At 35.1% G+C, this 25,865-nt stretch carries 26 protein-coding genes and 3 pseudogenes; 7 read left to right on the top strand and 22 right to left on the bottom strand.

All coding sequences use genetic code 11. From position 1 onward, the window contains the following. Nucleotides 1-138: 138 nt before the first annotated feature. Entirely contained in the window at nt 139-363 is a 225-nt protein-coding gene (locus tag ACLJX0_RS01455) for a helix-turn-helix domain-containing protein (protein WP_410877861.1), read from the top strand. A gap of 77 nt (nt 364-440) precedes the next feature. After that, nucleotides 441-1,331 carry a hypothetical protein gene (locus tag ACLJX0_RS01450; protein ID WP_410877860.1) on the top strand — a complete coding sequence of 297 codons (891 nt, stop codon included), beginning with the start codon at nt 441-443 and terminating at the stop codon, nt 1,329-1,331. Nucleotides 1,332-1,565: 234 nt separating this feature from the next. On the opposite strand, the gene ACLJX0_RS01445 is transcribed toward ACLJX0_RS01450, so the two are convergent. The 7 genes from ACLJX0_RS01445 to ACLJX0_RS01415 all read right to left on the bottom strand — a co-directional run bounded on the left by ACLJX0_RS01445 (nt 1,566) and on the right by ACLJX0_RS01415 (nt 11,451). Further along, on the bottom strand, nt 1,566-2,009 hold the full coding sequence (locus tag ACLJX0_RS01445; protein WP_410877859.1) for a hypothetical protein: 444 nt from the start codon (nt 2,007-2,009) through the stop codon (nt 1,566-1,568). A gap of 75 nt (nt 2,010-2,084) precedes the next feature. Then, on the bottom strand, nt 2,085-3,344 hold the full coding sequence (locus tag ACLJX0_RS01440) for an erythromycin esterase family protein (protein ID WP_410877858.1): 1,260 nt from the start codon (nt 3,342-3,344) through the stop codon (nt 2,085-2,087). 45 nt (nt 3,345-3,389) lie between these two features. Then, nucleotides 3,390-4,427: an alpha/beta hydrolase gene (locus ACLJX0_RS01435; protein WP_410877857.1), complete on the bottom strand. Its 1,038-nt coding sequence runs from the start codon at nt 4,425-4,427 to the stop codon at nt 3,390-3,392. A gap of 194 nt (nt 4,428-4,621) precedes the next feature. Then, nucleotides 4,622-6,013, bottom strand: coding sequence for an efflux transporter outer membrane subunit (locus tag ACLJX0_RS01430; RefSeq protein WP_410877856.1), 1,392 nt, complete (start codon nt 6,011-6,013; stop codon nt 4,622-4,624). 84 nt (nt 6,014-6,097) lie between these two features. After that, complete coding sequence (locus ACLJX0_RS01425) at nt 6,098-9,232, bottom strand: efflux RND transporter permease subunit (protein ID WP_410877855.1); 3,135 nt, start codon at nt 9,230-9,232, stop codon at nt 6,098-6,100. Between the two features lie 11 nt (nt 9,233-9,243). Further along, complete coding sequence (locus ACLJX0_RS01420; protein ID WP_410877854.1) at nt 9,244-10,368, bottom strand: efflux RND transporter periplasmic adaptor subunit; 1,125 nt, start codon at nt 10,366-10,368, stop codon at nt 9,244-9,246. Nucleotides 10,369-10,587: 219 nt separating this feature from the next. Further along, on the bottom strand, nt 10,588-11,451 hold the full coding sequence (locus tag ACLJX0_RS01415; protein WP_410877853.1) for a helix-turn-helix domain-containing protein: 864 nt from the start codon (nt 11,449-11,451) through the stop codon (nt 10,588-10,590). Nucleotides 11,452-12,164: 713 nt separating this feature from the next. On the opposite strand from ACLJX0_RS01415, the gene ACLJX0_RS01410 reads away from it, so the two are divergent. Beyond that, a complete protein-coding gene (locus ACLJX0_RS01410) occupies nt 12,165-12,464 on the top strand; it encodes a hypothetical protein (protein ID WP_410877852.1) in 300 nt (99 codons plus the stop codon). Between the two features lie 8 nt (nt 12,465-12,472). Here the strand turns inward: ACLJX0_RS01410 and ACLJX0_RS01405 are convergent, their stop codons facing one another. After that, entirely contained in the window at nt 12,473-12,955 is a 483-nt protein-coding gene (locus tag ACLJX0_RS01405) for an Imm30 family immunity protein (RefSeq protein WP_410877851.1), read from the bottom strand. A 255-nt stretch (nt 12,956-13,210) separates the two neighbouring features. Between ACLJX0_RS01405 and ACLJX0_RS01400 the strand changes: the two genes are divergently transcribed. Further along, nucleotides 13,211-13,504 carry a helix-turn-helix transcriptional regulator gene (locus ACLJX0_RS01400; RefSeq protein WP_410877850.1) on the top strand — a complete coding sequence of 98 codons (294 nt, stop codon included), beginning with the start codon at nt 13,211-13,213 and terminating at the stop codon, nt 13,502-13,504. A 191-nt stretch (nt 13,505-13,695) separates the two neighbouring features. On the opposite strand, the gene ACLJX0_RS01395 is transcribed toward ACLJX0_RS01400, so the two are convergent. The 5 genes and pseudogenes from ACLJX0_RS01395 to ACLJX0_RS01375 all read right to left on the bottom strand — a co-directional run. Continuing rightward, nucleotides 13,696-14,298 (bottom strand): hypothetical protein, encoded by a 603-nt coding sequence (locus ACLJX0_RS01395; protein WP_410877849.1) that lies wholly within the window; start codon nt 14,296-14,298, stop codon nt 13,696-13,698. Between the two features lie 488 nt (nt 14,299-14,786). Beyond that, nucleotides 14,787-15,350, bottom strand: coding sequence for a hypothetical protein (locus tag ACLJX0_RS01390; RefSeq protein WP_410877848.1), 564 nt, complete (start codon nt 15,348-15,350; stop codon nt 14,787-14,789). 357 nt (nt 15,351-15,707) lie between these two features. After that, on the bottom strand, nt 15,708-16,238 hold the full coding sequence (locus ACLJX0_RS01385) for an SMI1/KNR4 family protein (protein WP_410877847.1): 531 nt from the start codon (nt 16,236-16,238) through the stop codon (nt 15,708-15,710). A gap of 257 nt (nt 16,239-16,495) precedes the next feature. Next, the gene (locus ACLJX0_RS01380) at nt 16,496-16,918 is read right to left on the bottom strand and encodes a hypothetical protein (RefSeq protein WP_410877846.1); all 423 of its coding nucleotides are present in this window, start codon (nt 16,916-16,918) and stop codon (nt 16,496-16,498) included. 381 nt (nt 16,919-17,299) lie between these two features. After that, nucleotides 17,300-17,458, bottom strand: a pseudogene (locus ACLJX0_RS01375) (ATP-binding protein); the annotation flags it as partial. Nucleotides 17,459-18,332: 874 nt separating this feature from the next. On the opposite strand from ACLJX0_RS01375, the pseudogene ACLJX0_RS01370 reads away from it, so the two are divergent. Then, nucleotides 18,333-18,503, top strand: a pseudogene (locus ACLJX0_RS01370) (response regulator transcription factor); the annotation flags it as partial. 359 nt (nt 18,504-18,862) lie between these two features. Here ACLJX0_RS01370 and ACLJX0_RS01365 read toward each other — a convergent pair. The 7 genes from ACLJX0_RS01365 to ACLJX0_RS01335 all read right to left on the bottom strand — a co-directional run bounded on the left by ACLJX0_RS01365 (nt 18,863) and on the right by ACLJX0_RS01335 (nt 23,358). Next, the gene (locus ACLJX0_RS01365; RefSeq protein WP_410877845.1) at nt 18,863-19,357 is read right to left on the bottom strand and encodes a porin family protein; all 495 of its coding nucleotides are present in this window, start codon (nt 19,355-19,357) and stop codon (nt 18,863-18,865) included. A 20-nt stretch (nt 19,358-19,377) separates the two neighbouring features. Further along, on the bottom strand, nt 19,378-20,166 hold the full coding sequence (locus tag ACLJX0_RS01360; protein ID WP_410877844.1) for a hypothetical protein: 789 nt from the start codon (nt 20,164-20,166) through the stop codon (nt 19,378-19,380). A 73-nt stretch (nt 20,167-20,239) separates the two neighbouring features. Next, a complete protein-coding gene (locus ACLJX0_RS01355; RefSeq protein ID WP_410877843.1) occupies nt 20,240-20,797 on the bottom strand; it encodes a hypothetical protein in 558 nt (185 codons plus the stop codon). 67 nt (nt 20,798-20,864) lie between these two features. Next, nucleotides 20,865-21,425 carry a hypothetical protein gene (locus tag ACLJX0_RS01350; protein ID WP_410877842.1) on the bottom strand — a complete coding sequence of 187 codons (561 nt, stop codon included), beginning with the start codon at nt 21,423-21,425 and terminating at the stop codon, nt 20,865-20,867. 85 nt (nt 21,426-21,510) lie between these two features. Continuing rightward, the gene (locus ACLJX0_RS01345) at nt 21,511-22,191 is read right to left on the bottom strand and encodes a hypothetical protein (RefSeq protein ID WP_410877841.1); all 681 of its coding nucleotides are present in this window, start codon (nt 22,189-22,191) and stop codon (nt 21,511-21,513) included. A 79-nt stretch (nt 22,192-22,270) separates the two neighbouring features. Continuing rightward, nucleotides 22,271-23,053, bottom strand: a complete 783-nt coding sequence (locus tag ACLJX0_RS01340) for a hypothetical protein (protein ID WP_410877840.1) — start codon at nt 23,051-23,053, stop codon at nt 22,271-22,273. Nucleotides 23,054-23,064: 11 nt separating this feature from the next. Beyond that, nucleotides 23,065-23,358 (bottom strand): hypothetical protein, encoded by a 294-nt coding sequence (locus ACLJX0_RS01335; protein WP_410877839.1) that lies wholly within the window; start codon nt 23,356-23,358, stop codon nt 23,065-23,067. Between the two features lie 101 nt (nt 23,359-23,459). Here ACLJX0_RS01335 and ACLJX0_RS01330 point away from each other — a divergent pair, with 101 nt between their 5' ends. After that, complete coding sequence (locus tag ACLJX0_RS01330; RefSeq protein WP_410877838.1) at nt 23,460-24,215, top strand: LuxR C-terminal-related transcriptional regulator; 756 nt, start codon at nt 23,460-23,462, stop codon at nt 24,213-24,215. 167 nt (nt 24,216-24,382) lie between these two features. On the opposite strand, the gene ACLJX0_RS01325 is transcribed toward ACLJX0_RS01330, so the two are convergent. Then, nucleotides 24,383-24,571, bottom strand: coding sequence for a hypothetical protein (locus tag ACLJX0_RS01325; protein WP_410877837.1), 189 nt, complete (start codon nt 24,569-24,571; stop codon nt 24,383-24,385). Nucleotides 24,572-24,938: 367 nt separating this feature from the next. On the opposite strand from ACLJX0_RS01325, the pseudogene ACLJX0_RS01320 reads away from it, so the two are divergent. Continuing rightward, a pseudogene (locus tag ACLJX0_RS01320) lies at nt 24,939-25,034 on the top strand (RteC domain-containing protein); the annotation flags it as partial. Nucleotides 25,035-25,100: 66 nt separating this feature from the next. On the opposite strand, the gene ACLJX0_RS01315 reads toward ACLJX0_RS01320, so the two are convergent. Further along, nucleotides 25,101-25,865 carry a hypothetical protein gene (locus ACLJX0_RS01315; RefSeq protein ID WP_410877836.1) on the bottom strand — a complete coding sequence of 255 codons (765 nt, stop codon included), beginning with the start codon at nt 25,863-25,865 and terminating at the stop codon, nt 25,101-25,103.

The following is a 25,865-nucleotide window of genomic DNA, read 5'->3' as shown; positions in this document are numbered from 1 at the left end:
TTTAAAAAAACTTATTAAAAGGCTGAACGATTATAAGCAAATAATTATACTTTTATTTAGCGGGCGATTCAATAAAATATTTTAAAAAAGTTCCCTAATTGAAAAATAATTTGTAATTCTGTATAAACCATATAAATTATGAAATTGAAACCTATAAAATCAGAACAAGATTACGAAGCAGCTTTAGAGAGACTAGCGTTGATTTTTGATGCACTTCCTGGAACGGAGGATAGTGATGAATTGGAGATTTTGGGCATGTTGATTGAAAAATATGAAAAAGAACATTTTCCTATGGATTTACCAAATCCAATTGAAGCGATTAAATTTAGAATGGAGCAAATGGCTACAAACAAAATGATTTAGCGGAAATGATCGGATTAAAAAGTAGAACAAGTGAAATTTTAAATACCTTAGTACTATTCTAGCACAATCCAACTATCATGATCGATCCAAAACTAATCAAGATTCTATCTAAAGTTTATTTACATCAAAATACAGTAGCTTATGATAGCGATAAAAAGTTCTATACCTATCAACTACAACCCGATAATATAAAAGAAAAAGATCTTTCTTTATTGGCTGCTAGTGGGTATTCAATCAATCAAATTGAACATTATCAGCACAATCAAGTTGTACAGAATTTAAGAACAATCGTCAATCAAGAAGGATTAGAACATAAAATCTATCATTTATTTATCAAGGCTATTGGCACTGGACTTCACCGTGGCTTACAGCCCATCATTAGCTATGCCTACGCCAAGCATCTACCCGATCATATTTTCGAACCTTTTGAAGAAGACACTTTTCGAAATCCTTGTAAAATATGTGGATTGCCCAAAGAGAACTGGGAGAATGATGGAAAGAACAGCCATGATTTATACATCGGTTATTGTCGTATTGGTGGTTATACAGAAATCCTTTTAGATTTAAGAGAAATCTCAACCTTAGCCCCAATTAAAGCGAATAAAAATGATATAGAGGTATTTAAAAATCTTATAGCCTGTATCGAGCAAGCCAATGAAAATGAAACACCTACAGATCTATTAAACCGAATTTCAAAAGCAAAGATACTCCCAAATAGCAACAATACCTCCCGAACTTGGTTGTTGCGTATTTTAGCTGCTTTGGGTATTTTACGCAATAAGCTCGTTGAGGATTACAGCATGCTCAATGGTTTTACGCCTTATCATCAATTACTTTCTTGGGAGAAACAACTCCATCAAGAAGCGCCAAATCACCGAACAGAAGTCAATTTTCCTCTTTCAGCTTGGCGTGGAAAATTGGGAGTTAACAAGGAAGTAGTTTATCGTATTTTGAATACAATGCAATAAACCTTATTATTTGTCACATTCATTTTATAATGTTACTTCTGTTCGCATTCCAGAACTTTGATTTGAGTGTTAAAATGAAGGTTTGATTATTAAATGATTACACCAAAGCCAAGGATAAAAACATCCCTTGGCTTTTTTTGATTGAGCAATAAGTCCTATTTAGATACCCTATCTATCTACTAACTATTCCAAGCGAGAAATCGTCGGTATATTTGATTCACTATCTATAAAAATTTATTCATCTTCACGATCAAAAACCCAACCTTTGAGTTTGTGTTTCTTATAGGCTTTACTAAAATCTTGATCTACCCAAATACCATCTTTATAACTAATCTTATCCTGATCTATATGATTTAAAATATGTAATAGTTTATATTCCGTTTCAACGAAAACATGATTTGAATATATTGAAACATCTAATAATTCAAAGGTATTTGGATCATGCAAGTGAAGTAAATCTATCACTTTTTGATTAATTAAATATATATTTACTTTGTCTGTTGGAATACAGTCCCATTTCTTTTCAATTGTATCAAAATCTAAAAAATCTATACGCATAGTTAAATCTAACGGATCAGGTTTCATAAAAAACACATAGTGTAATGGATTTCCTTCACATAAAAGCACTCCATGCATTTTATTTGGGTAATTATTATTTAAGGTTATTCTATATTTCATACTTATTTTATCACAAAATTACAGGATGAAGTAGATGATACAAGGGGATTCATTCGTTTTATATCAACCTGTCTCTTACCAGATTTTATACTCAGCCATTTTTAAAGGCTCATTCGTTTTAATGTAAAAAACGCCATCAAATACATCCAACCATGTACCAGGTTTATTGTCATAACCCAGTATCATACTGGTAAATGTGGTTTGTTTGAGTGTAGGTTCTTTCTTTTTTATTTCATTAAAATCGAGATAACCAAAGGGCGTATTACCCTGATGTAAATAATGTTCTAAGGCATTCTCAGGAGTGTAAATTTGATGCAGCTCACTCGTTGTTAAGATATCTTTTACCTCTCCTGAAGACGATATAAAAGCCATGCTGTAGACTTTATCCTGAAACGCATCGACTAAGTATTCAGCAAACAGCTTATAGTTTTGATACAACGTCGGATCCTCTTCTCTATAGCGCACGTTTTGTACGTGTTTTGCTCCGTGAAAATTGGCAATCCAAACAATAATCTTCGCACCTGGATTGTTCTTTTTATGCCAAATTACATTTTCAGCCATGCGTTTATCTCGAATATTAACATATTGGTTTTCACCTTCATATCCACCTAAAACAATACTGTATTTATAATCCTCTATCCCTCCTTTAATATTGACTAAAGCCTGGGTCGTAAATCCATTTTTAGTTTCATCTTTTCCACTTTCAATGATAGTCGTTATTATTTGTAAGATAAAATCCATTTCTTCCACGGTTATCTCTTCATCAAACCGATTCATTTTTTCATAGGTTTCCTTAAACTGCTTCTTTGTGGTTGCATCAATATCCACTTTTTCTAAGGCGGCATAAAGGAAATCTTCTACGGGAACATTGCGATTATATCCTTCAATGCCGATGTACTTCCAATTGAGGTTTTCATTGTGCAAAATATTCAGAACCATCCCCTTGGTCTGCACCACATCTCCCCAATGTGGCTTCCATTTACTTAAATCAGCAGTGGGAAAAAGATCGGGGTAGGCATTATTTTTTAATTCTAAATCAATGAATCCCTCCCCTTCTATCGCTAGGGTATTAAATCCTTTTTCTTTCATCAAATATTGAACAAGCTCTGCTTTAACCTCATAGGTTTTACCATCTCCATGACCGGATTCACCCAAAATGACAATTTCGCTATCCCCAATGCGCTGGGCGATTGCTTCAAATGAAGCCTGATCCACCTGCTCGAATGGAATCATATAAGAGGCTATTTGCTTTTCGACAGTTGCCTCTTGAGCGTTTGAAAACAAGGTGGCCACAGCAAATAAAAGCACTGTAATAGTTTTGACCATTAGTAGCATAAATGATTTGATTAATACTAAATTAAATTGTAGAAGATTGGCATCCTATTGTCTTTTAATCCAATCTACCATTTGTTGTTTTGGTTGTTGGTGAATGTCATAAGGCGTACTTTCTCCATCCGAGAAAAAGTGGTTTTCACCCTCTACTACTATCGCAGCTATCGCAGGATTCGCGAGGCTATTTAAGCGATTGATATTCGCTACCGGATCGACAATCACATCCTCCGAACCAATCATATAAAAAACGGGGATATTGGTGTTTTTCAATACATCAATACGGTCTTTCGACACTAAATCACGCTCCAGATAGCCAAGTAAAAAAGGGAAACGAGTAGCATGTCTTTTCTTTGTGTAACCGACTCTCTTTACTTCTTTTCTATACACTTTCCAAAACCTTTTTTCTTCTTGATGGGCAATGGCAAAATCAATTAACTCCGAACATATATTCTCTTTTTCTTCAAGTGTATCGTAGAGAAAGTAATCATTAAATATATTTTCACTGTTTTGTAATTGATAGAGGAATAGTTGTTTACCTGTAACAACGGGAGCAGCAAAAAGCACTAAAAAGTCTGGATTAATCTCGTGTTCTAAGGCATCCATAACTGCTACACCCCCTAGACTATGACCAATAATTCCTATTTTTTTACCCTGTAAGTCTGGATGTTTCTTTAGCATGTTAAACGCACTAGCCAACTCTTCTCCCATCATGGTAGCGGTGTAAAGCATATCACCTCCTCCTTCTCCTTTGGAATTTCCCATTTCGCGTTCATCATATCGAAACACAGCAATGTGATTATCCAATAAAGCTTCCGCTAAAGGACTATGGGTATTGCGCGTATTATAGCCCGTTCCGGGTTTAATAATCACCACTTGATCAAAACCATCTTTGGGAAGAATTAAACTCCCTTCAAAAGAAACACTGTCCACTTTTTGTCTATAATCAAAGGCAGGCACATTAAAATTGATTGTGGAAATAGCATAATTGTCCTTTTCAGTGATAAAGGATTCGTATGGAGTCTTTACATTTTGTCCAAAACAAAGGGTCGTTAATAAAAGAAAAGCCCCGAGATATCTCATCTTCATTGTTACTTATTTTATTTGATTTATATATATTTCACTTAATAGAGAAATAAACTTAGTTAATTACATCTTAACAAGTAACAAGGTTATGTTTATTTTAACTTATTATTTTCGTTTAATACGGCTCTGAACACAGTTGAATGTAAGTAGGGACATCCTCAACATTTTTATAGTAGAACATCAAATGGCAAAAAATATTAGTCCCTCCAACCTCCTCCTAATGCCTTGTAAAGCTTAATAATAGCTTGCCATTCTGCTAGGTGATCATTACTAAGTGCTAATTGCGCATACAGGTGGGCTTGTTCTGAAGTCAACACATCGGTATAATTTGTTGACGAATGATATACTAACAACTTCTTTGTATAATCAACAGCTAGCGCTAATTTATCTACTTGTTGTTGTCTCATGGATAATTGTTCCCCTGCCCTCTCATAAGCATATAAAGCGTCCGATACCTCTTGACCTGCAACAAGTAAGGTCTTTTGAAAGTTGTACACTTTCTCTTTATAACTTGCTTTTGCTATTTCTAACCTGGTTTTGTTTTGCCTTTTAGTAAAAATTGGCTGTAATACCCCTGCTGCTATATTGGCAAACAATCCTGTAGAAGTAAACCAATCTTTGAACTCATAGCTTGAGAAACCTACACCTCCTGTTATCGTTAATGCAGGATAAAAAGCGCGCTTGGCAACATTGACATCTTCAAAATAAGCCGCTAGCTCAAACTCAGCGGCCATTACATCTGGTCGATGTTGTAATAAATGAGCAGGAATACCAATACTTGGTTTTACCGGTAATTCTTGCCCTGCAAGATTGGTTCGATCAATTGTACCTACAAGTTTCCCTAATAAAACACTCAAAGCATTCTCTACTTCTCTGATTTGGCGTTTCACATCTGGTAAAGTAGCCGCTGCCTCATAGTAATTTGCCTCACTTTGTACTACTGCAGCGGCAGTAACTACATTTGATTCTTTGAGTTTTTGCATGACAGTACAATCCTCTTTTCTATTCACGATGGTTTGTTCGATAATACCAACTTGCTGATCTAAGGCTAGTAATTGATAATAATAATCAGCGATCTGAGCCACTATTTGCGTTTGTATTGCTTTTTGTCCCGCATCTGATTGCAACAATCTATAATATGCAGCCCGTTTACTACTTGCTAATTTTCCCCATACATCAATCTCCCAAGAAGTAGTAGCAAATGCATCATGCTGGGTAGCATTCTTTACAAAACCAAATCCCTGAGGATAAGCTAATCTTGATCGCTTCACTCCACCACCTAGATCTAAATCAGGTAAAAAAGCGACTTTAGCTTGTTTAACTAAAGCCTGTGAAGCATAGAGTCGTTCGACTCCCATCTTTAGGTCTAGGTTATTTTCTATTCCTTCGGTTATTAACGCCTGTAACTTTACATCTTTAAACAGCATTTGCCAAGGCAACATGCCTATGCTCAACGTATCCTCGTTGTCTAGTGCTCTATACAATGCTTGGTCTATTGTTTCTTGTTTGTGGTAGGTCTTTGCGGATTGACAAGAAGCTACTACTCCCAAAGCCAGTGCGCTTATATATATTTTATAGGTCCATTTCATGTTTTTGATACTTTATTTATTGACTTCATTGTGTAGCCTATAAGCGCTTATTTTAGTCGCGCGTATAGGCTTATCACTTTACAATTACGCTTCTTCTTCTCGTACTGGAGTACCACTTATTTTTTCTTGTAGCCCTTGGAATACAACGAATAAAGAAGGAATAACCAACACCCCTATCAAGGTACCGATTAACATTCCACCGACTGCTGCTGTACCAATTGATTTATTACTTAGAGCCCCAGCTCCTGTTGCCAACATCAGGGGTAACAACCCAAAAATAAAAGCAAATGAGGTCATCAAAATAGGTCGTAAACGAATACGAGCACCTTCTATTGCTGCCTCAGTAATAGACTGTCCTAGCTGTCGGCGCTGTAGCGCAAATTCAACAATCAAAATAGCATTCTTGGCTAATAGCCCAATGAGCATAATCAAACTAATCTGTAAGAAAATATTGTTTTCTAAACCGAATATTTTAGCGAAGATAAAGGCACCTGCGAGCCCTATGGGCAAAGAAAACAACACCGCCAATGGAAGAATATAGCTTTTAAACTGTGCACTTAATAAGAAGTAAACAAAGAGAATAGACAGTACAAAAATAATAACAGTTTGATTCCCACTACCACGCTCTTCTCTTGACAGTCCTGAATACTCAAATCCGTATCCTTGAGGTAAAGTCTGTGCGGCTACTTCTTCTATCGCGCGAATAGCATCTCCCGAACTAAATCCTGGATTCGGGCTACCATTGACAAAAGCAGCATTGAATAAATTAAAGCGCGTCAAAAACTCTGGACTATATACTTTCTTTAGGTCAATGAAGGCTGTAATCGGCGACATAATCCCTTGTTCATTCTTTACATATAGCCGATCGATAGCCTCTTTATTCTCGCGGAAATTTGGATCTGCTTGAATCATTACCTTATACTGCTTGCCAAATCGATTAAAGTTCGTAGCATAAATACCTCCTAAATACCCTTGTAACGTAGTTAAAATCTCCGTCACTCCTACACCAGCTTCTTTGGCTTTTGCTACATTGACAGACACTTCATATTGAGGGAAATTAGTCGTAAAAGACGAGGTGGCATACATAATCTCAGGACGCTCATTTAACGCACCCAAAAATCCTCCTATTATTTCTTCAAACTGTTTGTAATCTCCACCTGTTTTATCTTGTAATTGTACTTCAAATCCCGAGCTATTACCAAATCCTTGCAAGGTAGGTGCTGCAAAAAATACAATAGAAGCATCCTTGATATGAGCGGTTTTAGCAAACAATTGCCCTACTACACTGTGAATATTTTGCTCGGGATTTGGTCGATCTTTCCAATGTTTTAATTTAATAAATTCTACAGCATAGGAACTACCATTCCCACTAAAGAAGTCCATCCCTGATAATAAGGAAGTAAACTTCACCTCAGGAATACTCATGGCTATACTATCTATTTCATTAGCAATACGCTCTGTTTCTTCTAAAGAAGTAGAAGGAGCAAGAATAATATTACCATAGATCGAAGCGCTATCCTCATTAGGAACGAATCCTGTAGGTGTTGTTTTGGTTAAGAATACAAACAAGGCACCAAAGACAACAACACTGCCTAGAGACAACCATTTATTTTTATTTAAGAAGCCCAATATCCCAACATAGCGATTAGTCATTCGATCAAAGGAACTATTAAAAGCGGTTTTAAATCGCGTTACAAATCCCCTTTTCTCTTGCTGTATTCCAGAGGTTGGCTTCAACATGATAGCACATAGCGCTGGACTCAAGGTCAAGGCATTAATAGCTGAAATCAAAATAGCGACGGCTAAGGTGATGCCAAATTCCTTATAAAACACCCCCACAGATCCTTCAATAAAAGTAACAGGCACAAATACAGCTGACATCACTAAGGTAATCGAAATAATAGCCGTGGTTAATTCACTCATGGCACTCATAGTAGCCTTCTTAGCGGTTTCAGCCCCTTCATATAACTTGGCATGAACCGCCTCGACTACAATGATCGCATCATCTACTACAATACCGATGGAGAGAACCAGTGCAAAAAGAGTCAATAAGTTAATAGAAAAACCAAATAAGTTTAAGAAAAAGAAGGTACCTACAATGGCCACTGGCACTGCTATAGCGGGGATTAAAGTAGAACGCCAGTCTTGTAAGAATACCAATACCACGATAAAAACTAATACAAAAGCTTCTAGTAAAGTTGCAATTAATTTATCAATAGAGGCCAACAAGAAATCATTAGAGTTAGCATAGACTTCAAACTTCGCACCCGCAGGCAATTCTTTTTCTGCTTCTTTCAACAAGGCTTCACATTGCTTGATAATCTCATGCGCATTCGATCCAGCCACCTGATTAACGGCTATATAAGTACCTTGTTGTTGATAAGCAGTTACGGTCATCCCATACGAATAGGCGCCTAAATCTATCTCTGCCACATCGCGCAAACGCAATATCTTACCTGTATTAGTAGAGCGGATAACAATAGCGCCAAATGCTTCAGGCGTTTCTAATCGTCCGGTATATTTTAAGGCATACTGAAAACTTTGTTTGCTATTTTCCCCTACTTTACCAGGGGCAGCCTCTACATTTTGTTCTTGTAAAGCCGCCACAATATCGCTTGGCGTGAGGCCATAAGAGGCCATTGCGTTTGGCTTAAGCCAGATTCGCATACTATATTCCCGTCCTCCATAAATAGAGGCATCTCCAACTCCGTTGATTCGCTTAATCTGAGGCAGAATATGAATACGCGCATAGTTTTCTAAAAAGGCCTGATCGTAGCGATTACCATCGCTATAGAGCAAGAAACTAAATATTTCACTGCTCAATCGCTTGGTTGTAGTTACGCCTTGTTTTATTACTTCTTCTGGCAATTGACTCAGAGCCTGACTCACGCGATTCTGCACGTTTACCGCTGCCATATCAGCATCGGCTCCTTGTACAAAGGTAATGGTAATAACAGCCGAGCCATCATTACTCGCCTTGGAGCTCATATAGGCCATATGCTCTACTCCATTAATCTGTTCTTCTAATGGAACAATGACGCTCTTCATTACAGCCTCCGCATTTGCACCCTGGTAGTTTGCAGTCACTTGTACTGTCGGTGGTGCGATCTCAGGATACTGCGTGATAGGTAATGAATACAGTCCTAATAACCCTAGTATTACAATAATGATTGATATCACGGTGGATAACACAGGGTTTTCTATAAATCTTTTCAACATACTGCTATCCTTTATTGTAGTTTGATCTTCATTCCTTCTCGTAACCCACCGATATCGGCACTTACGATAGTATCCCCAAATTTTAGTCCACTTGTCACCACAAAGTACTGGCTAGAAGGAACTTTCTCCATAATTTCAATTGCTGTGCTAGTCACTACACCTTCCGCATTCACCACATAGATAAATCGCTTACCCTGTAGCTCAAAAGTTGCTTTTTGAGGAACTAAAATGGCTTCACTTAGCTGTTCATGCACGCGAATTGTAGCGCTATTTCCACTGCGCAATACACCCTGTGGATTAGGAAAAACCGCTCTAAAGCTCACACTTCCAGTTTGATGATCTACTTGACCACTTACTGTATTTATTTTTCCTTTATAATTGTATGCATTCCCATTAGCTAATAAAAGGGAAACCTCAGGTATACTAGCTAGTTGCTGTTCTAAGGGTTGTTCTCCTGCTTTTTGAATAAAATTGATAAACTCTTTTTCATTCATCGCAAAATAAGCATGGATACTTCCTATTTCAGAAAGGGTGGTTAAAGGTTCCGGAGACATACCACTTACCAATGCGCCAACTTTATAGGGAATCAATCCAATTACACCATCAAAAGGAGCAATTACTTGCGTATAACCAACATTCGCCTGTGCATTGCTGACATTCGCTTTAGCTTGTGTCAGTTGTGCTTCTTTACTTTTTAATGCGTATTCTGCAGCAGCCAACTCATAGCTACTAATAATTCCTTCATCAACTAAGGGTTTCGCTTTAGCTACTTGTAAACGAGCGTTGTTTACTTCCGCTTCTGCATTTTTGATTGAAGCCTCTGCTGCTCTATACTCCTGTTGATATTGGGGGGCGTAGATTTTGAATAGCAGCTGTCCTTTTTTAACCGTTTGCCCTTCATCCACATAGATTTCCTCTATAAAACCATCTATCTTTGGACGCAGCGCTACATCTTTTATCCCTTGTAAAACCACAGGATAATCTGTAAATAAATGGGCGTTCTCGGGTTGTATTAAAAGGACGGGATATGGCTCTACTTGATCCACTGTCCCCCACGCTTCCTCTTGTTTTTTATCTTGACATGCCCCGAATAAGATCAGTGCAACAAGACATAAAAAAGTAAATCCTTTTTTCATCTGTAACTGTTTAGTATGGATTGAACAATTGCGTTAGCTAGCCGCTTTTCGTCTATGCTAACACCCAGCAAATGTATCATCAATACAAAAGGAGGTAAAGGGGTAAAAAGTAGATTTTTTAGTCAAAAGGTAAGGTTGCAGAAAAAAGAAAGGAGCTTATTGATTCCCCCCTAATCTGTCTCTCCTATTAAAGAAGATGTTATTCGACAAGCGTTGTCTTTACAACGTTTGGCGATAAGCATTAGGACTGATGCCATTATACTTTTTAAAATATTTACCAAAGGTACTTTGATCGCTAAAATGAAGTAACTCTGCGATGGTTCCTATAGTTAGGTTTTGGTCTTGTAGTAAGATTTTAGCTTCTAAGATTACTTGTTTTTGTATCCATTCACTAGCTGTCAATCCCGTTTCTGATGAGATAACTTGACTGAGGTATTTAGGATGAACATGGAGGTATGAGGCGTAGAATTGCACACTTCTATGTTCTATACAATGTTTAGCTACGGTTTCCCTAAACTTAAGTGCTAAACTAGGTACGTTTTTGGTCACATTGCCATATTTTTCATACAGATAGGCCACGTCGTTCATCATGCTGTAAATCACTCCTCGAACTACTTCTATATGAAAGGAACTATCAGAATTAGCGTATAAATCAATGACTTTAAACAGCGCATTAAAGCGTTCAAACTCGCTATCGTCTAGCTGTGTAACACAACCACCTAGACTAGATAAGTCAGAAAAAGAAGCCAAGATATTATTCTCCACTAATTTATCCTGTAAAAAATCTTCCGAAAAAAGAATACTCACCATCTCATAGGTGGGACGCGTTTTATCCCATCTTTTTATCGAAGTTGTATCAACAAAAATGATTGCCGGGGCTTTGATGGTATATTCCGTAAGATCAATATAAAAGGTGATTTCCCCTTCTTCCAGAAGTCCTATTCCATAATAATTCGCTCGATAAGGCTCCGAAGGATAATACACTAGATCAATAAACGGCATATAAATATAGTGCTCGTTTGCCTCTAATTCTTTGAAATTAGTCTTTAAGCGATCTAAGGTTTCCCATTTTACATTTTTCATATCTTATCTAGCTGATAGACAAAAATAGAAAGTTATTTACAATAATTTCGTTTTTATAGCTATACTCCCCAGTACATTCGAAAATCCAATCTTTTGTTTCAAACGAGATGACTCATAAAAAATAATGTCATGAATCAACTTCCTTATTCTATTTTGGAAACCAATGGTATCCTTGGCTTTTGTTTTTCTATACTCTTGTTTTCCAAGCCAATATACAATTTTTTGTTTTGGTTGTTCGTAAATTTCATATCAACTGTGTGCTTCCTTCGTAACAAAGTAGTTCGCAACTTCTGTTTTTAGTGAAGCAGCTATTGATTATCTTAGCCTATAATCTATATGGTAAACTTGGTCATGAACACCCTACCTCAACAATTGAATGCGCTCGATATCCTCAACATTTTTATAGAGCAACATCGCATTTGTAGACCCCTATTGCCTCCTATCTCCATACTGATTTTTCTGCTATGATTGAACAAATCGGAATCCTAGCTCGAGGAAAAAAGGTCTTGAGGTATTCGATTATGCTTCAACAGCGCATTTGGATAAATCCTTTTTAAATTTACCCTTCACTCCAGTTGCATTAGAAACGGGATCTATACTGACGTTTCGGGATGTAGTAGAGAAAATTATCACTGTAAATGATCCGTATCGTTCACCTGAGTCTTAGCGAACTTTAATAAATTAACCTATACTAAACCTCATTACCCTCACCAATGAAAAACTACATTTTACTTCTAACCTTACTTGGTACATTTACATTGCAGGCGCAAGAACAAGTTTTTACCTCTCATAAAGGTCCCAAATTTTTACCTGGTCATTACGATATCACGATAACCGTTCACAATGACACCTTGAAATACGAACTATTTAATCACTGGTATTCCAGATCCTATGCGCAATTGCGAAATGTATCCATTCCTCTAAGCGACATACACAAACAGGATAGTATTACCTTCAAATACGCCTTACTTAGGAATCAAATAATTCAAGATCAGCAGTGCGTACTTTTATAAGAAAAATCTTAGTTTGAATGATCTAATGCACTTAAGAGCAAGCTACATGGCGCTCCAAATTTAGCTTCATTTCTTTGTGTAATTCGCAAGAAAATAAGTCGTAATTCCTCCCTTAGTTCCTCCTTTTGTTGGTGGCTGACAATGCGCAATAAATCATCAAAACACGCCTCGCTATTAATCATTCGAAGAAAAATCAGTTCTTGCCATTCTTCCGCCTGTTCCTGAAACGAATCCATAGCGGCTAAAATAAGCTCAATATACTTGGAAAACCCTAAAGTGCTTACATAGGATTCGATCGCATGGAGTACGCCATACATGACTTCTTCCTGTTCTGTTCGATCATCTAATACGCTTAGAAATAACGGGAGATGCTCTATTTTTTCTTGTTGATACAAGAGGGTTAAGGCTTCTTCAAATTGTTCCACTTCTTCCTCAGTCGTCAGTAATCTAGTGGTAAATAGCTGTAAGGCTAAGTCTTCCCTTGTTTTCATCGTTTTTGTCGTATTTTTTTATGTTGATTCCTTGTCATTCGCCGTTTCGTTCTATTTCAAAGTTACCTTTTTATACTTAACTTCCTCTACTAATTATGTTCGAAAATCTAGTAGTTTATTTTACTTGAAATACGTGGTATGATCTAAAAGTTCTGAAAGCATTCCAAATAGGCCAAGTACTACCCTAAATTACACTTGATATACATTCTTTACTAGTTAACTGTAGTTTGCTTCTAATTCTAAAAGTAATTGACTATGGAAACTATCAAACTTATTCTTGAAAAGCTTGACTACTTAGAGCAACTCATCATTGCTAATCACAAGGAAATTCTGTCCGTGGAAGAACTAGAGAAATATACTGGTTTCAAAAAATCGTATATTTATCACCTGGTTCACTATAGTAAAATCCCCTACGCTGAACCGAATGGTACATACTTGTTCTTTCAGAAATCTGAAATTAATGAGTGGCTACTAAAAAACAAGTATTTATCTGATAATCAAATTCAAGAAAAAGCACGCCAATATGTCTTAAAAAAGAAGGAATTTTAGATTGATTTTTGAGGTTTTAAATGTTGAGGCAGAAAGTTATCAATATTTTATTTTTTGGGATTAAAACAATTCTATCTTTAACTTGTTTCAAAAATTAAACGTACCAATCTAGTAGATTGGGTTTTGATTTCTACTACCGAAAAAAGCAGTAGAAAGTAAATGGTCTACTGCTTTTTTATCATTAACTCGTTCTAATCATAACTTATACTAATAATATTTCTCATATGATTAGGAACTTTAGTATAGACTGCATTTGTTTTATTTGTCACCGTCAATTCCATAATTTCATTTCTAAAACTAATATACAATTTGAATTTAGGTAATTCTTGTTTTAATATTTCAACTCTTTCCCTGGTATTGTATGAATCAAATTTTTGAAAAAAAGAATAAAGTTCACTTGAAGTATCCATAGATTCAGTCCCACACTCTACAGTAAAAAACTCTCCTTTATACATATCATGTATAGACAAAAATTGCTGAAAAATCTTATACTTTTTGTTTTTATAGGTCAACCAGATGTCAACCTTCAATGACTCATCTAACTCAAAATTTGGATTACTATTGCGCATTGCATTTAAAGGATTTAATGTGAAAACAATCTCATTAAAATTTGTATTTCCCCGTTCCAGATACCTAAAATCAATTTCTTTAATATACAATTCTTCTTCCAAATTGCCTAGATCTATTGCATCTAATCCAATAGGATATACCTTAAAATCATCTTTACAACTGACTAAGGCAAATAATACTAGAAGTAATAGTATAGCTATTTTACAATGTATTTTCACTTTCATATTGACTCATGTTTAATTTATGCTCTTTAGTTGTATTTTCCCATGATGGGAGAGATCTCTGATATTGTGTTCTTAATCTCCAATTAGTGGAATAATGTTTTTACCAAATTCTACTTTGTCTTTATTAACTCGAAAAAGAATTGTTTCGTGGTCATTTTCTAGAGTCAATACTACTTCTTTGTCAAGTATTTTAGATAGGTCTGTCCTATACTTAACTAACCCTCGATGGCGCGGATTTGCAATCCGTGCCTTTATTTATACATACAGGCTACAAGTCCGCACAATCAGGTTTAACTTCGTTCAATTTAGCTAAAACTATAATCTGTATCTATATCTATCCTTTAAACACAGCCTCAAGATTATTATTTAAATCTGAATAATTACATACCAAACTGAAATAGTAATTATGTCTTTACAACAACCTTTCTTTTACAATTTAGCGCACGGATTACAAATCCGCGCGATCGGACAAAGAAAGGATTCAACGCTTACTCCGCGTATACTTTCTTACCTTTTCTAACTTTTTCAATTAGAGTATGTCTTTTTCCTAAATACTCATCTTTAGAACATTCTTCTATAAAACTACTAATTTTAGGATCTTTTTTATCCCACTTAGACATTGCAGATAACAAATACTCCCTTGGATCAAAAACCCCAACCTTATGTTGTTCTTTTATAAGCGTTTGTTTTAAATTAACTGCATCAATAAGTGTATACCTATCTTCTTTTTCAGGGATAACATCATCAAATGCCAACGATTTTAATGCTCCATTAAGTACTGATAAATTGCCTTCTTTCAATAATTTCAGAATAGGAATTATATCATTTTTATTTTCCCTTTTTATTCTTATAAATGCTAAAGTTGCCTCATTCGTTATCATGTCATGTATTATATTATTTTCTATGATAATAGATAACTCTTGAAGAACATTCTTATACTTAATTTTACCTAAAGCTTTTATCATGATACACTGGGTTTCCCATGCTTTTGGAATCTTGCTTTCTTTCAGATATGCTTGATATAATACGTCTCCAAGCTCAACTACTTCCAACTCCTATGAGTTTAGCTGCTTTTCTTCTTTCAGGTGCTTTAGTTGAATTCAATAGTACCTTTAAATCCGCTGTACTTTCTTTTAAAACTTTTGCCATCGTGCTCTTTTTTTGTCTCTTTCATTTTTAATAGTTCCAATTGCGTACATTTTTTAAAAAAGTAGGGCAAATTGCAACAAAAAAGAATCCAGTCGAAGGAAGTACCTTCTATTTTCCCCATTTTCACAGTCGTACATTCATTTCGTAAAGAATTGCGTTTTGTTCCTACTTGCCCTCACAGAGATAATGTGTCATCGTCTATTTGTGTTGCTTTAGAGCAAAAGAAATTTTCTAAATAAAAACAATCCTTAATTAAAAAGCTATTTTAAACTAGTATAGCATTGAAAAATGTTTGGTGAACGCGCTGTCAAAAATGGTAAAAAATCAATATTTGTTACAAATTTCCTTATAACTTCTTCTAATGTTTTTCCAATTTTTCTAAATCCTGTACCGCGAAAATCAGTTATATATATATCATATTCTCCTTCGAGAAAAGATTCTATGTCCCAGAATACATAGTATCCATTATCACTTGAACCAAATGGAACCAAATTCTTTGCTATTTCAATAGAAGCATCAGGTTTTAATTCAAACCAAATATCATTAGTTTCTAAATCAGTATAATATGTTGCTTTTATACTATTACTTTTTACATTCCAAGAATCACCATAGCTATCCATTGGTATGTATATATGAAATTGACCTAAGAGTAAGCCATATCCGTATTCTCGTACAAATTTTTTATAAGAATTAGGAAAAGGTAAACCATTAATGAATCGATGTGATTCTAAATATTCTAAATTTCCAAATATGGTTGGTTCACCAATAACTTTAATTTTAAGTTCACTCATAATTAATTACAACACTTTGTATTTTGTCTTACTCCATTATCTATTTCAATAGCAATAGCAACAACAACATTCCTAAGTTGATCAATTGTAAAACGAGCCATTTTATGTTTTCCATTTTTGCTACTATCTGGTCGTTTCTTAATTAGAATCATAAAGCATACAGTTCAAAACGCTTTGAATCCACTAACCCAAGTTGCTCAACAGATAATCCATTATATTGCATTCGTTGATGATGTGGGCACTACCGTAGTAGATCCTTATCCTTTGGTATCTATCGGAACTAAATTTCCATTTTCTGGAAACATGATCGCTCCTTCATTACTGGATACATCAAAAAATCCAACGCCGTGTTTTGCTGCTAATTCATACATTTTATTGTAGGCTTCTTCTGCAATCGACCACGCAAATGCCACATAGATCACATCTTTACCAATGGAGTAGTCCGATTCATAAGCATCATCAAAATCATCATCGTCTAGATCCTCTCTATCCGCTCCATTCATATTGGGAAAAGTTTGAATCATTTCTACATACCAATTGTTCAATTCGAGCGCAGTATTTTTTGGGTCATTGTAACTGTGATCTTCCGTCCATTCCGTTTGATGGTCATACCATTCCATAAAGTCAGCTCTTTGCTTGGGTGCGGCTTCTTTTTTAAAAACCATTAAGTCATAACTCATATTCTTGTGTTTTTAATTCTGTTGCATGTTGTCTTTATAAGCATCCTATCTCCTTATACAAGAACAACTGAACCTATTCTTTTGATTAGTTGTTAAATGTAAAAAATATAAATGATGGTTACTAGAAAAAGCAGGGGTTTTGTTTCTTTTAAGCAGCAAATTTGCGAGCACTATCACTGTATTTTTCAGCCTTTTCAGATAAAGTAAGTAATACATCTAGATCATCAAACATCTTTTTTCGGATACCTTGGGTATTTCGGTCAGACCGTGCCACCTATTTTGGTCAAATGGTGCCACTTTAAAAGTACTACAATAATGCGAAAAAAGTTATTTCAAACGCTAAAAGTTTGTCTTCCTCATTGATTTCCCATTAAGGTCTATTCAATGGGAAGAGTTCACGATACGATCAAGAACAGCGTCAGCAATCGTATTTTCTCCGATTAAAGCGTACCAAGCCGATACAGGTATTTGTGAAGACAGGATAATAGAAGCTTGATTATACCTTTGATCAACAATATCAAAGAGTGCTTCTCTGATTAGGTTATCAAAAGGTGTATCCCTTCGTAATCTGCTTCTTTTAAAGAGCCATTGGCATAATAGCTATTCTTAATTCCCCCTCCTTGATCTTGTGTTTGTGTAACTAATCCAGTTGCATCAACCCGTTTGGCTGTTTTCCATCTAAACCAAAGCCAAAACCCACAACCGACAAATGAAAAATTGACGAAAACAAACTATCCGAAACTTTCCCAACACTTTGCAAACTTTTCAACTATGAACAATAAAATCAAAACGGCTACTAACAATCCCATTTACCTGTCCTGAAAATAAGAAAATTTTCCCCTTAGGTCATCCTGAGAAGCGAAGGAGGCATCTGGCGCTGACAGCACGTTGCGGAATGACTAGTGGATACAACAAATGTTGATTGACGGATGGGTAAAGTGTGAGATTATAGGTAGATCGTAAAGGGATTGTAAAGGGTAAGATTGGTAAAAAGGCCTAAAACTCTTGTTGGTATTAACTAACCCTCGATGGCGCGGATTAGCAATCCGTGCCTTTATTTATACATACAGGCTACAAATCCACACAATCAGGTTTAACTTCGTTCAATTTAGCTAAAACTATAAGTGCAATCTGTATCTATATCTATCCTTTAAACACAGCCTCAAGATTATTATTTAAATCTGAATAATTACATACCAAACTGAAATAGTAATTATGTCTTTACAACAACCTTTCTTTTACAATTTAGCGCACGGATTACAAATCCGCGCGATCGGATAATTTTCACTGATCTAACCCATTTAAATATTACGGGAATTCCCAAATTATCCTTTATCGGCATGCAAGATGCTCCTTCCTATTATAATGTTCACTTGACGGAAGCCTTTACGCTTGCCAACAAACTCTTCACCCTAAAGAACAGGAAATATTACACCATATGGTACAGGGCAAAAAAAGCGAAGAAATAGCTACCATTCTAAATCGTAGTATCTTTACTATCCGCAATCACCGCAAGAATATTTTACAAAAATCAGGATGTGTAAATTTACAGGAATTAATCGTAAAATCCATCCGAAAGGGTTGAGTGTAATTGGATTGCGTAAACAACTTTATCTAAAATAAGAATAGAAATTATCCTATTTAGATAACTTCTATTCCTTTATTTACTAATGATTATTTTGGTTTAAATTCAAAACCTGTTGCCTACTCTTCTTTTTATAGCAAGAGAGGTATCAAACTTCTTCTCTGCTTTGCCTACTAAACTTTGGAGGAGATTAGTTTTACTCCATTATATCGTTTTTACTTTTCAACAAGCAGTAAAAGAAAAGATCATCCTTATTTTTTAAGTACCTTAACTGTACTAGTGCTACCTTTACTAGTAGTTGTACAGTTTCTATGCTGTTATCTCTACAAATTTAATTTCAATGTAGCACAATAAAATACTTAAAATTTATACTCAACCGCCATAAACACACCATTTAGCTGTATATCTCCAAATCCCATGGAGTATTTAGCACTTACTCCAATATTCTCATTGATATTATACGCTGCACCAAAGTCAATATTTACCTTAAACTTTTCGTCATCCCAGTCTAAATTGTAATTTAAACTGGGTCCAGCTAACAAGTTAAACTTTTCAGCTACCTTGTATTTAGCTAAAACAGGTACGCTAAGCATACTGGCATCTTTTATAGATACGTAAAGTGCTTCTGGCTGGACAGCCCATTTCTCAGAAAAGCTAATTTCGGCAAAACCACCCACAAAAAAACCAGTTTGAGATTCAGAAGCTTCGACTGTTTCTCCCCAAAAGCCTCCATTCATTTTAACTTTTACAGTTGCAAAATCAATTCCTGCTTTTGCTCCCCATTTAATTTCCTGTGCTTTTGCTCCTAAAATAGAAGCAAATAAAGTAGCACTTACTAAAACTAATTTTTTCATACTTAAAAATTTATAGATTTTTATTTAATTCGATTAAAAGTTCTTGTTCCTTGATAAAACTGATTTCCATCTGTGCTTAATTCCAATGTTACATTTCCTTCGTTTACCCATCTTCCATTTTCGTAATCATCATCAGTAAATTTCCATTGATAAGAATCTGCACTCCATGTTCTATCTCCTGTTTTTGTAATTCTATCATAAAAGGTATCCCCTACTAATTTTTTAGGAAAATAAACAGGCGCACGATCCAAATTATATATAATTGCCTTGCTTCCTTCTATCTTTACTTGATATTTTGAATTACTGTGCTCCCAAATTCCTTCAATGGATTTTTTAGCATTAGGGTCATCTGATTTTGACATTCTTTCTAAAGTAACATAGCAAGTTGAATTGCTACCCTGCTCATAATTATAATGAACTTTAGTCATAAACCTATTCGCTTCTGGATTAGGAGCATCAAAATATAGAATGCTAAATTTGGACCTAAGATCAATATCAATAGTATTATCTCCGTCATCATTCCATTTCCATTCAGTTTTCATGTTTAGTGCTTTATTCCTATGTGATAATACCGTTTTGGTAAATGGACCATAAGCATCATGAGAAATGCCCTCTTCATTTGTGCTAAAAGTATAGACTCTCGTATTGTTCTCGTATTCCAAGGTTAATTTCCAATCTCCTTTAGGGTTGAAAAAACCTCCTTGATCAGATTCAGCTTCTTTATGATTATCACTACTGCTACAAGCTGTTATTGTTAATCCCAAGAAAAGAATTAATCCAATGCTCTTTACTAGTTTAGGTATTTTCATTCTATTATAAATTTAATTCTATCGGCTCTATTTATTTTTTTGTCACGTCGTTTGTATTTGTTTTACTTAAATCTTACTTGCCCGATTTGTATTGTTCCCATAAAACTGAAGTAAATCCATCTTCAGAAATTAAATGAGCATAGGTGAATCCAGCGTTGTTAAGTTCTGTGAATTTGTATTGTAATTCTTTATCATGGGTAGAAAAGCTAAGTGTAACTGTTGATTTAGAACTATCTGTCCATCTCCAATTAGCATATTCTATGGGGGTGTCTTCAAGTACATATTTAAAGTATATTTTTCCATTGGGATAAAATGCCCAGTACAAAAAATCTGCTTTATTTTCCGTTTTTTCCGTTCCATATACTGCTCCAACTTTTATCTTAGACCACCATTTTTGTACATTTGGGTTTACTGCAGTTGTAGCAGTCAATTTTGTAGAAGCATTTTCGTCATAACCAGTTAAGGTCGCAAAGCGTTGTTCTGTTGGTACAATTTCTCCTTTAGGCACGTTTTCTAAATATTTAGCGTCCCCACTTCCTCCATTATCATCGCTGTTGCTGCATGCGATAATTGCTACCCCAAGTAAGAGAATTACCCCCACTTTTCCTGCTATTTTAAGTATTTTACTCATAGTGAATTCAATTTTAATTTGATTTACTCTTCTGTCTATTGATTGGTTCCAATACCAATTTTTTATACTAATCGTTTCCAAAGCGTGCCCAACCCAATAAACTACAATTACCTTCGGATAGATAGGTTGCGTAAACAACAAGATTGGGATTGAGCGCAGTAAATTCATACACCATACTTTCTTCTCCCTCGGTACTAACTATAATTTTTGATTTTGAACTATCCGTCCATCTCCAATTACTATCGACTTCAGGAGTTCCGTTTTTTCCATATTTGTAATATAGTTTCCCATCCGGTGAAAATGCAAAATAATCACCCGATTCACCAGCATCCTCAAATTCATCTTTTCCGTCACAACGATATCTTATTTCTCCATCCACATACTTCCACCACTTTTGTACATTCGTATTAAGTGTTGTTACTGCGTTTAAGGTCGCAGTGTTTTCCTCGTATCCAGTTAAGGTTACAAAACGTCTTTCAACAGATACAATTTCTCCTTTGGGTACATGCTTAAAGTGATCAGAATTTTCTCCGCCGTTATTGTTATCATCACTACCGCTACAAGCCGTAATTATAAGTCCTAAAAAAAGAACTAATCCCTTGTTTTTCAATAATCTAAATGTTTTCATACTAAGATAATTTTAACTTTGCCTACTCTATGCGGTTTTCGGCTTCGCCGTTTGTTTTAGTTATATTGGATTTAATAGATCTAATCTACCAGACATAATTTGTGATTGGATGTGTATTGCAAGCTGCCGTATCATAAGGTGGATTTTTGGGAAATACAGTAAAAGTGCCGCTTCTTCCATCCGAAGTAGAATAAGTATGTGTGCCTACCTCTAATGCGTGTATCGTAACCATACCAGGTAAATAGCAGGGTACACACATAGAGCCACAAAAAAAAGGTATATATATTGCATTCGGATCCTTGTCACCTTTGATAGTCTCTACTCCTGTTATATACTTGGTAAACGTACCTGCAAACGAACCTTTTACATAAACACTTACACCAACCATTTTGGGTTCACTCGTCCAAAATGTTACGTCTCGTTTTTCTTTGTTCCCTGTTCCTCCTCCTCCAGTGTTATTTCCACCATCCGAATTAAAACCACTACAATCTATATCTCGCCATTGCTCTATCCATGTTATTGTAGCCTCTGTTGCTTCAGAACAGTTTTTTAGTTTATTTAAATAATCAAATACTGCAGCTTTTACGGACTCACAATTTGCTTTTGTGGGATTAGCAGAAAAAGCCTCTGTTTTACTTTGAAATCTGTTAATATCATCTTGTGTAATACAATCCCCTGTGTTGTTATCACTGCTACTACAAGCCGTCATGATCAATCCTAAAAAAAAGATTAATCCCTTGTTCTTTAAATGTTTAAATGTTTTCATTACCTATTAATCGTGTTTACTTTATTAAATTTTTAGTTTTGTCGTCAATATTGTCTTTTAGCAGTTCTACGCTGTATCATTAAAACCTATAGGCTATGCTTAATCCTGTACGCAAACCCGCCCAAGGCATTTTCCCTTTGAGCTTAATCCCCTTATCATTGACTTCATAATCAATTTTGTCAAAACTGTCTTTTAAATCTTCTGCAAATTCCTGTAACGCTTCCTGTTCTTCTACCGATAAGTTTTTGTTGGCAACGATATCAATATTTGCCGAACCATAATTTCCGCCTATAATCTGCCAGTCCAGATAAATGTTTTTGCCCAAATACCATTGAACTCCAAAGTAAAGTCCGCCCGAAAAAGCCTTGATCTTACCTGTCAACGGAAGATTAGGATCTTCCCCTAACATTATCAATTCATCAAATTGGTAATCATAGTTTATTTTAGTGGTTTCAATCTTAGCAAAAGCAGCGATATAGAATCCTTGAAAAGCTCCTTTTTTGCCCAAATACAATTTGATTTCCGGCGCAAATGAAAAATTTGAATACTTTAGTTTATCAATTTCAAAAGTGGCATCTCCATCACTGTCATCACTTTCAAATATTTTTTGTAGGGTGCTTTTAAACGGCGCTCCACTTGTCGGACGGTAATTTACGGTTGTACCTGCAACCAATCTGCCTCCTACTTTTCGTTCATAGGTTATTGAACCTGTTCCCCACGCTAATGGAATAGGGTTTAATTTTATCAGATTCCCTTTTACGGGCTTAGCAATGCTATCGGTTTCAGGTTGTGTTTGTGGAATATCCTGCGCGTATAAAACAGAACCACAAAACAGTGTAAATAAGATGTAATACGGTTTCATGAGCTAGTTAGTTAAATTGTAGGTTTATAATTAGTAGTTTTATCTTCAGGTGAATATTTACCTAATGGATTATCAAGAGAGGAAGTCATTCTTATTGAATCAGTGAAAAGCACATGATGATCTTTGCACAACTTTACTTTAAATTCATTCGAACTAAGTAATTGATTCACTTTATCCAAAACTTCTGTCTCATATTTTTCTATGGCACTAGCATTACCGTAATACATTTGTGCTTTTAGACTTTGGGTGTCTAGTAAGAAACCTTTACCAAAAAAATCTCCAATTTTTGTTGCTCCTATGTTCATAATTCTTTATGTTAAAATTAACCTAACAAAGGTATTTTTTATATTTTTGATATAAAATAGCTACACCTAGCTATAAAAACCTAACACCTACTAAACTAACGATGAACAAAATTGATAAAATACGCGATATTTGGGACGATATTCCCAAAGGCGTAACCGAACCCATTGATCTTTCACAACAAGAGCTCATTAATCGCTATATGGATGTATTTCACTTTGGAGATTATTTTTACTTGATTTTCAATACTTTAAAAGCTGAGGTAGAGTACGTGAGTCCAAGTATCAAAAAAGTGTTGGGGTATGATGCAGATGCGTTTTTTCTACAAGAAATTATAGATAATATTCATCCTGAAGATTTACCCTATTTTTATCATTACGAACAAAGTGCTGTGCGTTTTTTCATGGGATTAGATCAAGAACTGTTCTTCAAATATAAATTTGCTTACGATTATCGCTTTAGGACGAAAGAAGGAAACTATAAAAGAATTCAACAACAAATTGTCCCGCTTTTTTATTTCCCTGAAGGCGGTGCAAGAACACTAGGGATTTTCACGGATCTGACCCATTTAAATATCACAGGAATACCCAAATTATCCTTTATTGGCATGCAAGGAGCTCCCTCTTATTACAATGTTCACCTAACCGAGGTATTTAACATCATTAAGAAACTATTTACAGCTAAAGAACAGGAAATATTACACTATATAGTACAAGGGAAAAAAAGTGAGGAGATAGCTACAATTTTAGGACGTAGTATCTTTACTATCCGCAATCACCGCAAGAATATTTTACAAAAATCAGGATGTGTGAATCTACAAGAATTAATCGTAAAATCCATTCGAGAAGGTTGGGTATAACCTAGTTATCAACGTGGTAGTATAAGAACTATTCCTAAAAAAGGAAGGTAAAATTTTCTCGATGACCGAAGCCCCAGAAGCACTATCTAAATTAAAATCTGACGGTAATAAAGGGAAGACACTTCTCTCTTTTGATTACCCTCAATCTTAGTATTCCTATCGTAATCTTACCCCAAAATAATATCAAATGTGCTCTCTTCTAAATTGTAAGCCGCTACGGTGTAATTGCTAAATTCGGTATCGTTGATTCGAATAACATTCGCATAGCCTGCTTGAAAATTCCATTTGGAAATATCTCCTTTAAATCGAATTTGTTTAATAGCTGTACTCAAATAGGTTACTTCTATAATCTTCATATTGAGACGTAGTGCATTTCCAAAAATACTACTGTAGGCTTCCCTATTGAAGAATTTAAATTCTTCAATAGGGAAGCCTACAAAACTCCTTAAAAAGACGCATACAAAAGAAATAAAACAGTAGATATCAAACACATACACTAAAAAAGAAAAACAAAATGCTGTACTTTTATCCCGCCTTTAATCACAGCATAATGTAAACAAAAGATGTAACTCGTATGGTACAGTAGCGGTATTGGAAACAACTGAAAACGTTTAGGTGAACGTTAGGACACTTAACCTATGCGGGTTTTATTTCCTTCAACGCAGATGATAGGAATGCGACTCCAACTCCTTCTTGGTTTACCGCAAACATTGTTATTATCCTGCTTTTCACCGGATGAAAACAAGGGCTAAATCAAGGACTTGTTATTTGGACAAGTTGAAACAGGGGTTGGAAGAATATATGGATAAAGAGTATTAACTAATTTTATCTTAACTGTCCCGTGAATAAATTCTAAGGACAGTTAAAATAAAAACTTAAATCGTATTAATTATTTTCATCAAAAACAAATTCAATTTCCACATTCAATCTTTTGACAGTTTCTAAACTCCTTTTAAATTCTGAACTTACATTAAAAACTGGAGCACTCAACTGTGCAGAAATTTTTAGTAAACTGTTATATTCAGAAGAAATTTCTGAACTAATCTTCCTTTCTTTTAATAAGACTCCTGAATCTCGAGAATCTCTTGCCTCTATAAGTGAAGTGATGCCTATTTCGTGATGAAGATTAAATCTATCAATTAACATACGCAACTCATCTATATTTTTATTTCGATCAAAGTGAGCTTCTTGCTTAATCTTTTCAGACACAATTTCAAATCTACTATATTTTGAGTCTTTCTGATAATTCACATTGGCTTTGGCATTTATAAGTCGTATACGTACTTTTCCCTCAACATCAATTTCTAACTTTTCACTTTCTGTTGAAACAACTTTTGTACTTATGGAAGTAGCACCTAACAAAGCTCCAACTCTTCTATAAAGAGTAAGCTTTTCCTCTAATAGATACATTTCAACATTATTCGCGTGAATATATGCGTTATTCTTATAAGGATGTAAATAATACATAGCTCCTGTAGATGGACGGTCTCCAATAAGCTTTATACCATTACTTAAAAAAGTTTCCACATCATACTCAATTGATTTAATCGCTATTTTTTTATCCAACATATAAGGTAACTTATATCTATAGTTTAGTACCTGTTCGTCCTCTTGAAAAAGAATAACCTCTGGTAAATTATTATTTGTCAT

This window comes from Myroides sp. DW712 (assembly GCF_046557355.1).
Taxonomy (GTDB): Bacteria; Bacteroidota; Bacteroidia; order Flavobacteriales; family Flavobacteriaceae; genus Flavobacterium.
The sequence above is the reverse complement of the archived record's forward strand: the minus strand, read 5'-3'. Positions and strand labels throughout refer to the sequence as shown.

What these genes read in the sequence shown, in the direction of transcription:
- ACLJX0_RS01455 (WP_410877861.1), top strand. Translation starts at nt 139, where the DNA reads ATGAAATTGAAACCTATAAAATCAGAACAAGATTACGAAGCAGCTTTA.
- ACLJX0_RS01450 (WP_410877860.1), top strand. Translation starts at nt 441, where the DNA reads ATGATCGATCCAAAACTAATCAAGATTCTATCTAAAGTTTATTTACAT.
- ACLJX0_RS01445 (WP_410877859.1), bottom strand. Translation starts at nt 2,009, where the DNA reads ATGAAATATAGAATAACCTTAAATAATAATTACCCAAATAAAATGCAT.
- ACLJX0_RS01440 (WP_410877858.1), bottom strand. Translation starts at nt 3,344, where the DNA reads ATGCTACTAATGGTCAAAACTATTACAGTGCTTTTATTTGCTGTGGCC.
- ACLJX0_RS01435 (WP_410877857.1), bottom strand. Translation starts at nt 4,427, where the DNA reads ATGAAGATGAGATATCTCGGGGCTTTTCTTTTATTAACGACCCTTTGT.
- ACLJX0_RS01430 (WP_410877856.1), bottom strand. Translation starts at nt 6,013, where the DNA reads ATGAAATGGACCTATAAAATATATATAAGCGCACTGGCTTTGGGAGTA.
- ACLJX0_RS01425 (WP_410877855.1), bottom strand. Translation starts at nt 9,232, where the DNA reads ATGTTGAAAAGATTTATAGAAAACCCTGTGTTATCCACCGTGATATCA.
- ACLJX0_RS01420 (WP_410877854.1), bottom strand. Translation starts at nt 10,368, where the DNA reads ATGAAAAAAGGATTTACTTTTTTATGTCTTGTTGCACTGATCTTATTC.
- ACLJX0_RS01415 (WP_410877853.1), bottom strand. Translation starts at nt 11,451, where the DNA reads ATGAAAAATGTAAAATGGGAAACCTTAGATCGCTTAAAGACTAATTTC.
- ACLJX0_RS01410 (WP_410877852.1), top strand. Translation starts at nt 12,165, where the DNA reads ATGAAAAACTACATTTTACTTCTAACCTTACTTGGTACATTTACATTG.
- ACLJX0_RS01405 (WP_410877851.1), bottom strand. Translation starts at nt 12,955, where the DNA reads ATGAAAACAAGGGAAGACTTAGCCTTACAGCTATTTACCACTAGATTA.
- ACLJX0_RS01400 (WP_410877850.1), top strand. Translation starts at nt 13,211, where the DNA reads ATGGAAACTATCAAACTTATTCTTGAAAAGCTTGACTACTTAGAGCAA.
- ACLJX0_RS01395 (WP_410877849.1), bottom strand. Translation starts at nt 14,298, where the DNA reads ATGAAAGTGAAAATACATTGTAAAATAGCTATACTATTACTTCTAGTA.
- ACLJX0_RS01385 (WP_410877847.1), bottom strand. Translation starts at nt 16,238, where the DNA reads ATGAGTGAACTTAAAATTAAAGTTATTGGTGAACCAACCATATTTGGA.
- ACLJX0_RS01380 (WP_410877846.1), bottom strand. Translation starts at nt 16,918, where the DNA reads ATGAGTTATGACTTAATGGTTTTTAAAAAAGAAGCCGCACCCAAGCAA.
- ACLJX0_RS01365 (WP_410877845.1), bottom strand. Translation starts at nt 19,357, where the DNA reads ATGAAAAAATTAGTTTTAGTAAGTGCTACTTTATTTGCTTCTATTTTA.
- ACLJX0_RS01360 (WP_410877844.1), bottom strand. Translation starts at nt 20,166, where the DNA reads ATGAAAATACCTAAACTAGTAAAGAGCATTGGATTAATTCTTTTCTTG.
- ACLJX0_RS01355 (WP_410877843.1), bottom strand. Translation starts at nt 20,797, where the DNA reads ATGAGTAAAATACTTAAAATAGCAGGAAAAGTGGGGGTAATTCTCTTA.
- ACLJX0_RS01350 (WP_410877842.1), bottom strand. Translation starts at nt 21,425, where the DNA reads ATGAAAACATTTAGATTATTGAAAAACAAGGGATTAGTTCTTTTTTTA.
- ACLJX0_RS01345 (WP_410877841.1), bottom strand. Translation starts at nt 22,191, where the DNA reads ATGAAAACATTTAAACATTTAAAGAACAAGGGATTAATCTTTTTTTTA.
- ACLJX0_RS01340 (WP_410877840.1), bottom strand. Translation starts at nt 23,053, where the DNA reads ATGAAACCGTATTACATCTTATTTACACTGTTTTGTGGTTCTGTTTTA.
- ACLJX0_RS01335 (WP_410877839.1), bottom strand. Translation starts at nt 23,358, where the DNA reads ATGAACATAGGAGCAACAAAAATTGGAGATTTTTTTGGTAAAGGTTTC.
- ACLJX0_RS01330 (WP_410877838.1), top strand. Translation starts at nt 23,460, where the DNA reads ATGAACAAAATTGATAAAATACGCGATATTTGGGACGATATTCCCAAA.
- ACLJX0_RS01325 (WP_410877837.1), bottom strand. Translation starts at nt 24,571, where the DNA reads ATGAAGATTATAGAAGTAACCTATTTGAGTACAGCTATTAAACAAATT.
- ACLJX0_RS01315 (WP_410877836.1), bottom strand. Translation starts at nt 25,865, where the DNA reads ATGACAAATAATAATTTACCAGAGGTTATTCTTTTTCAAGAGGACGAA.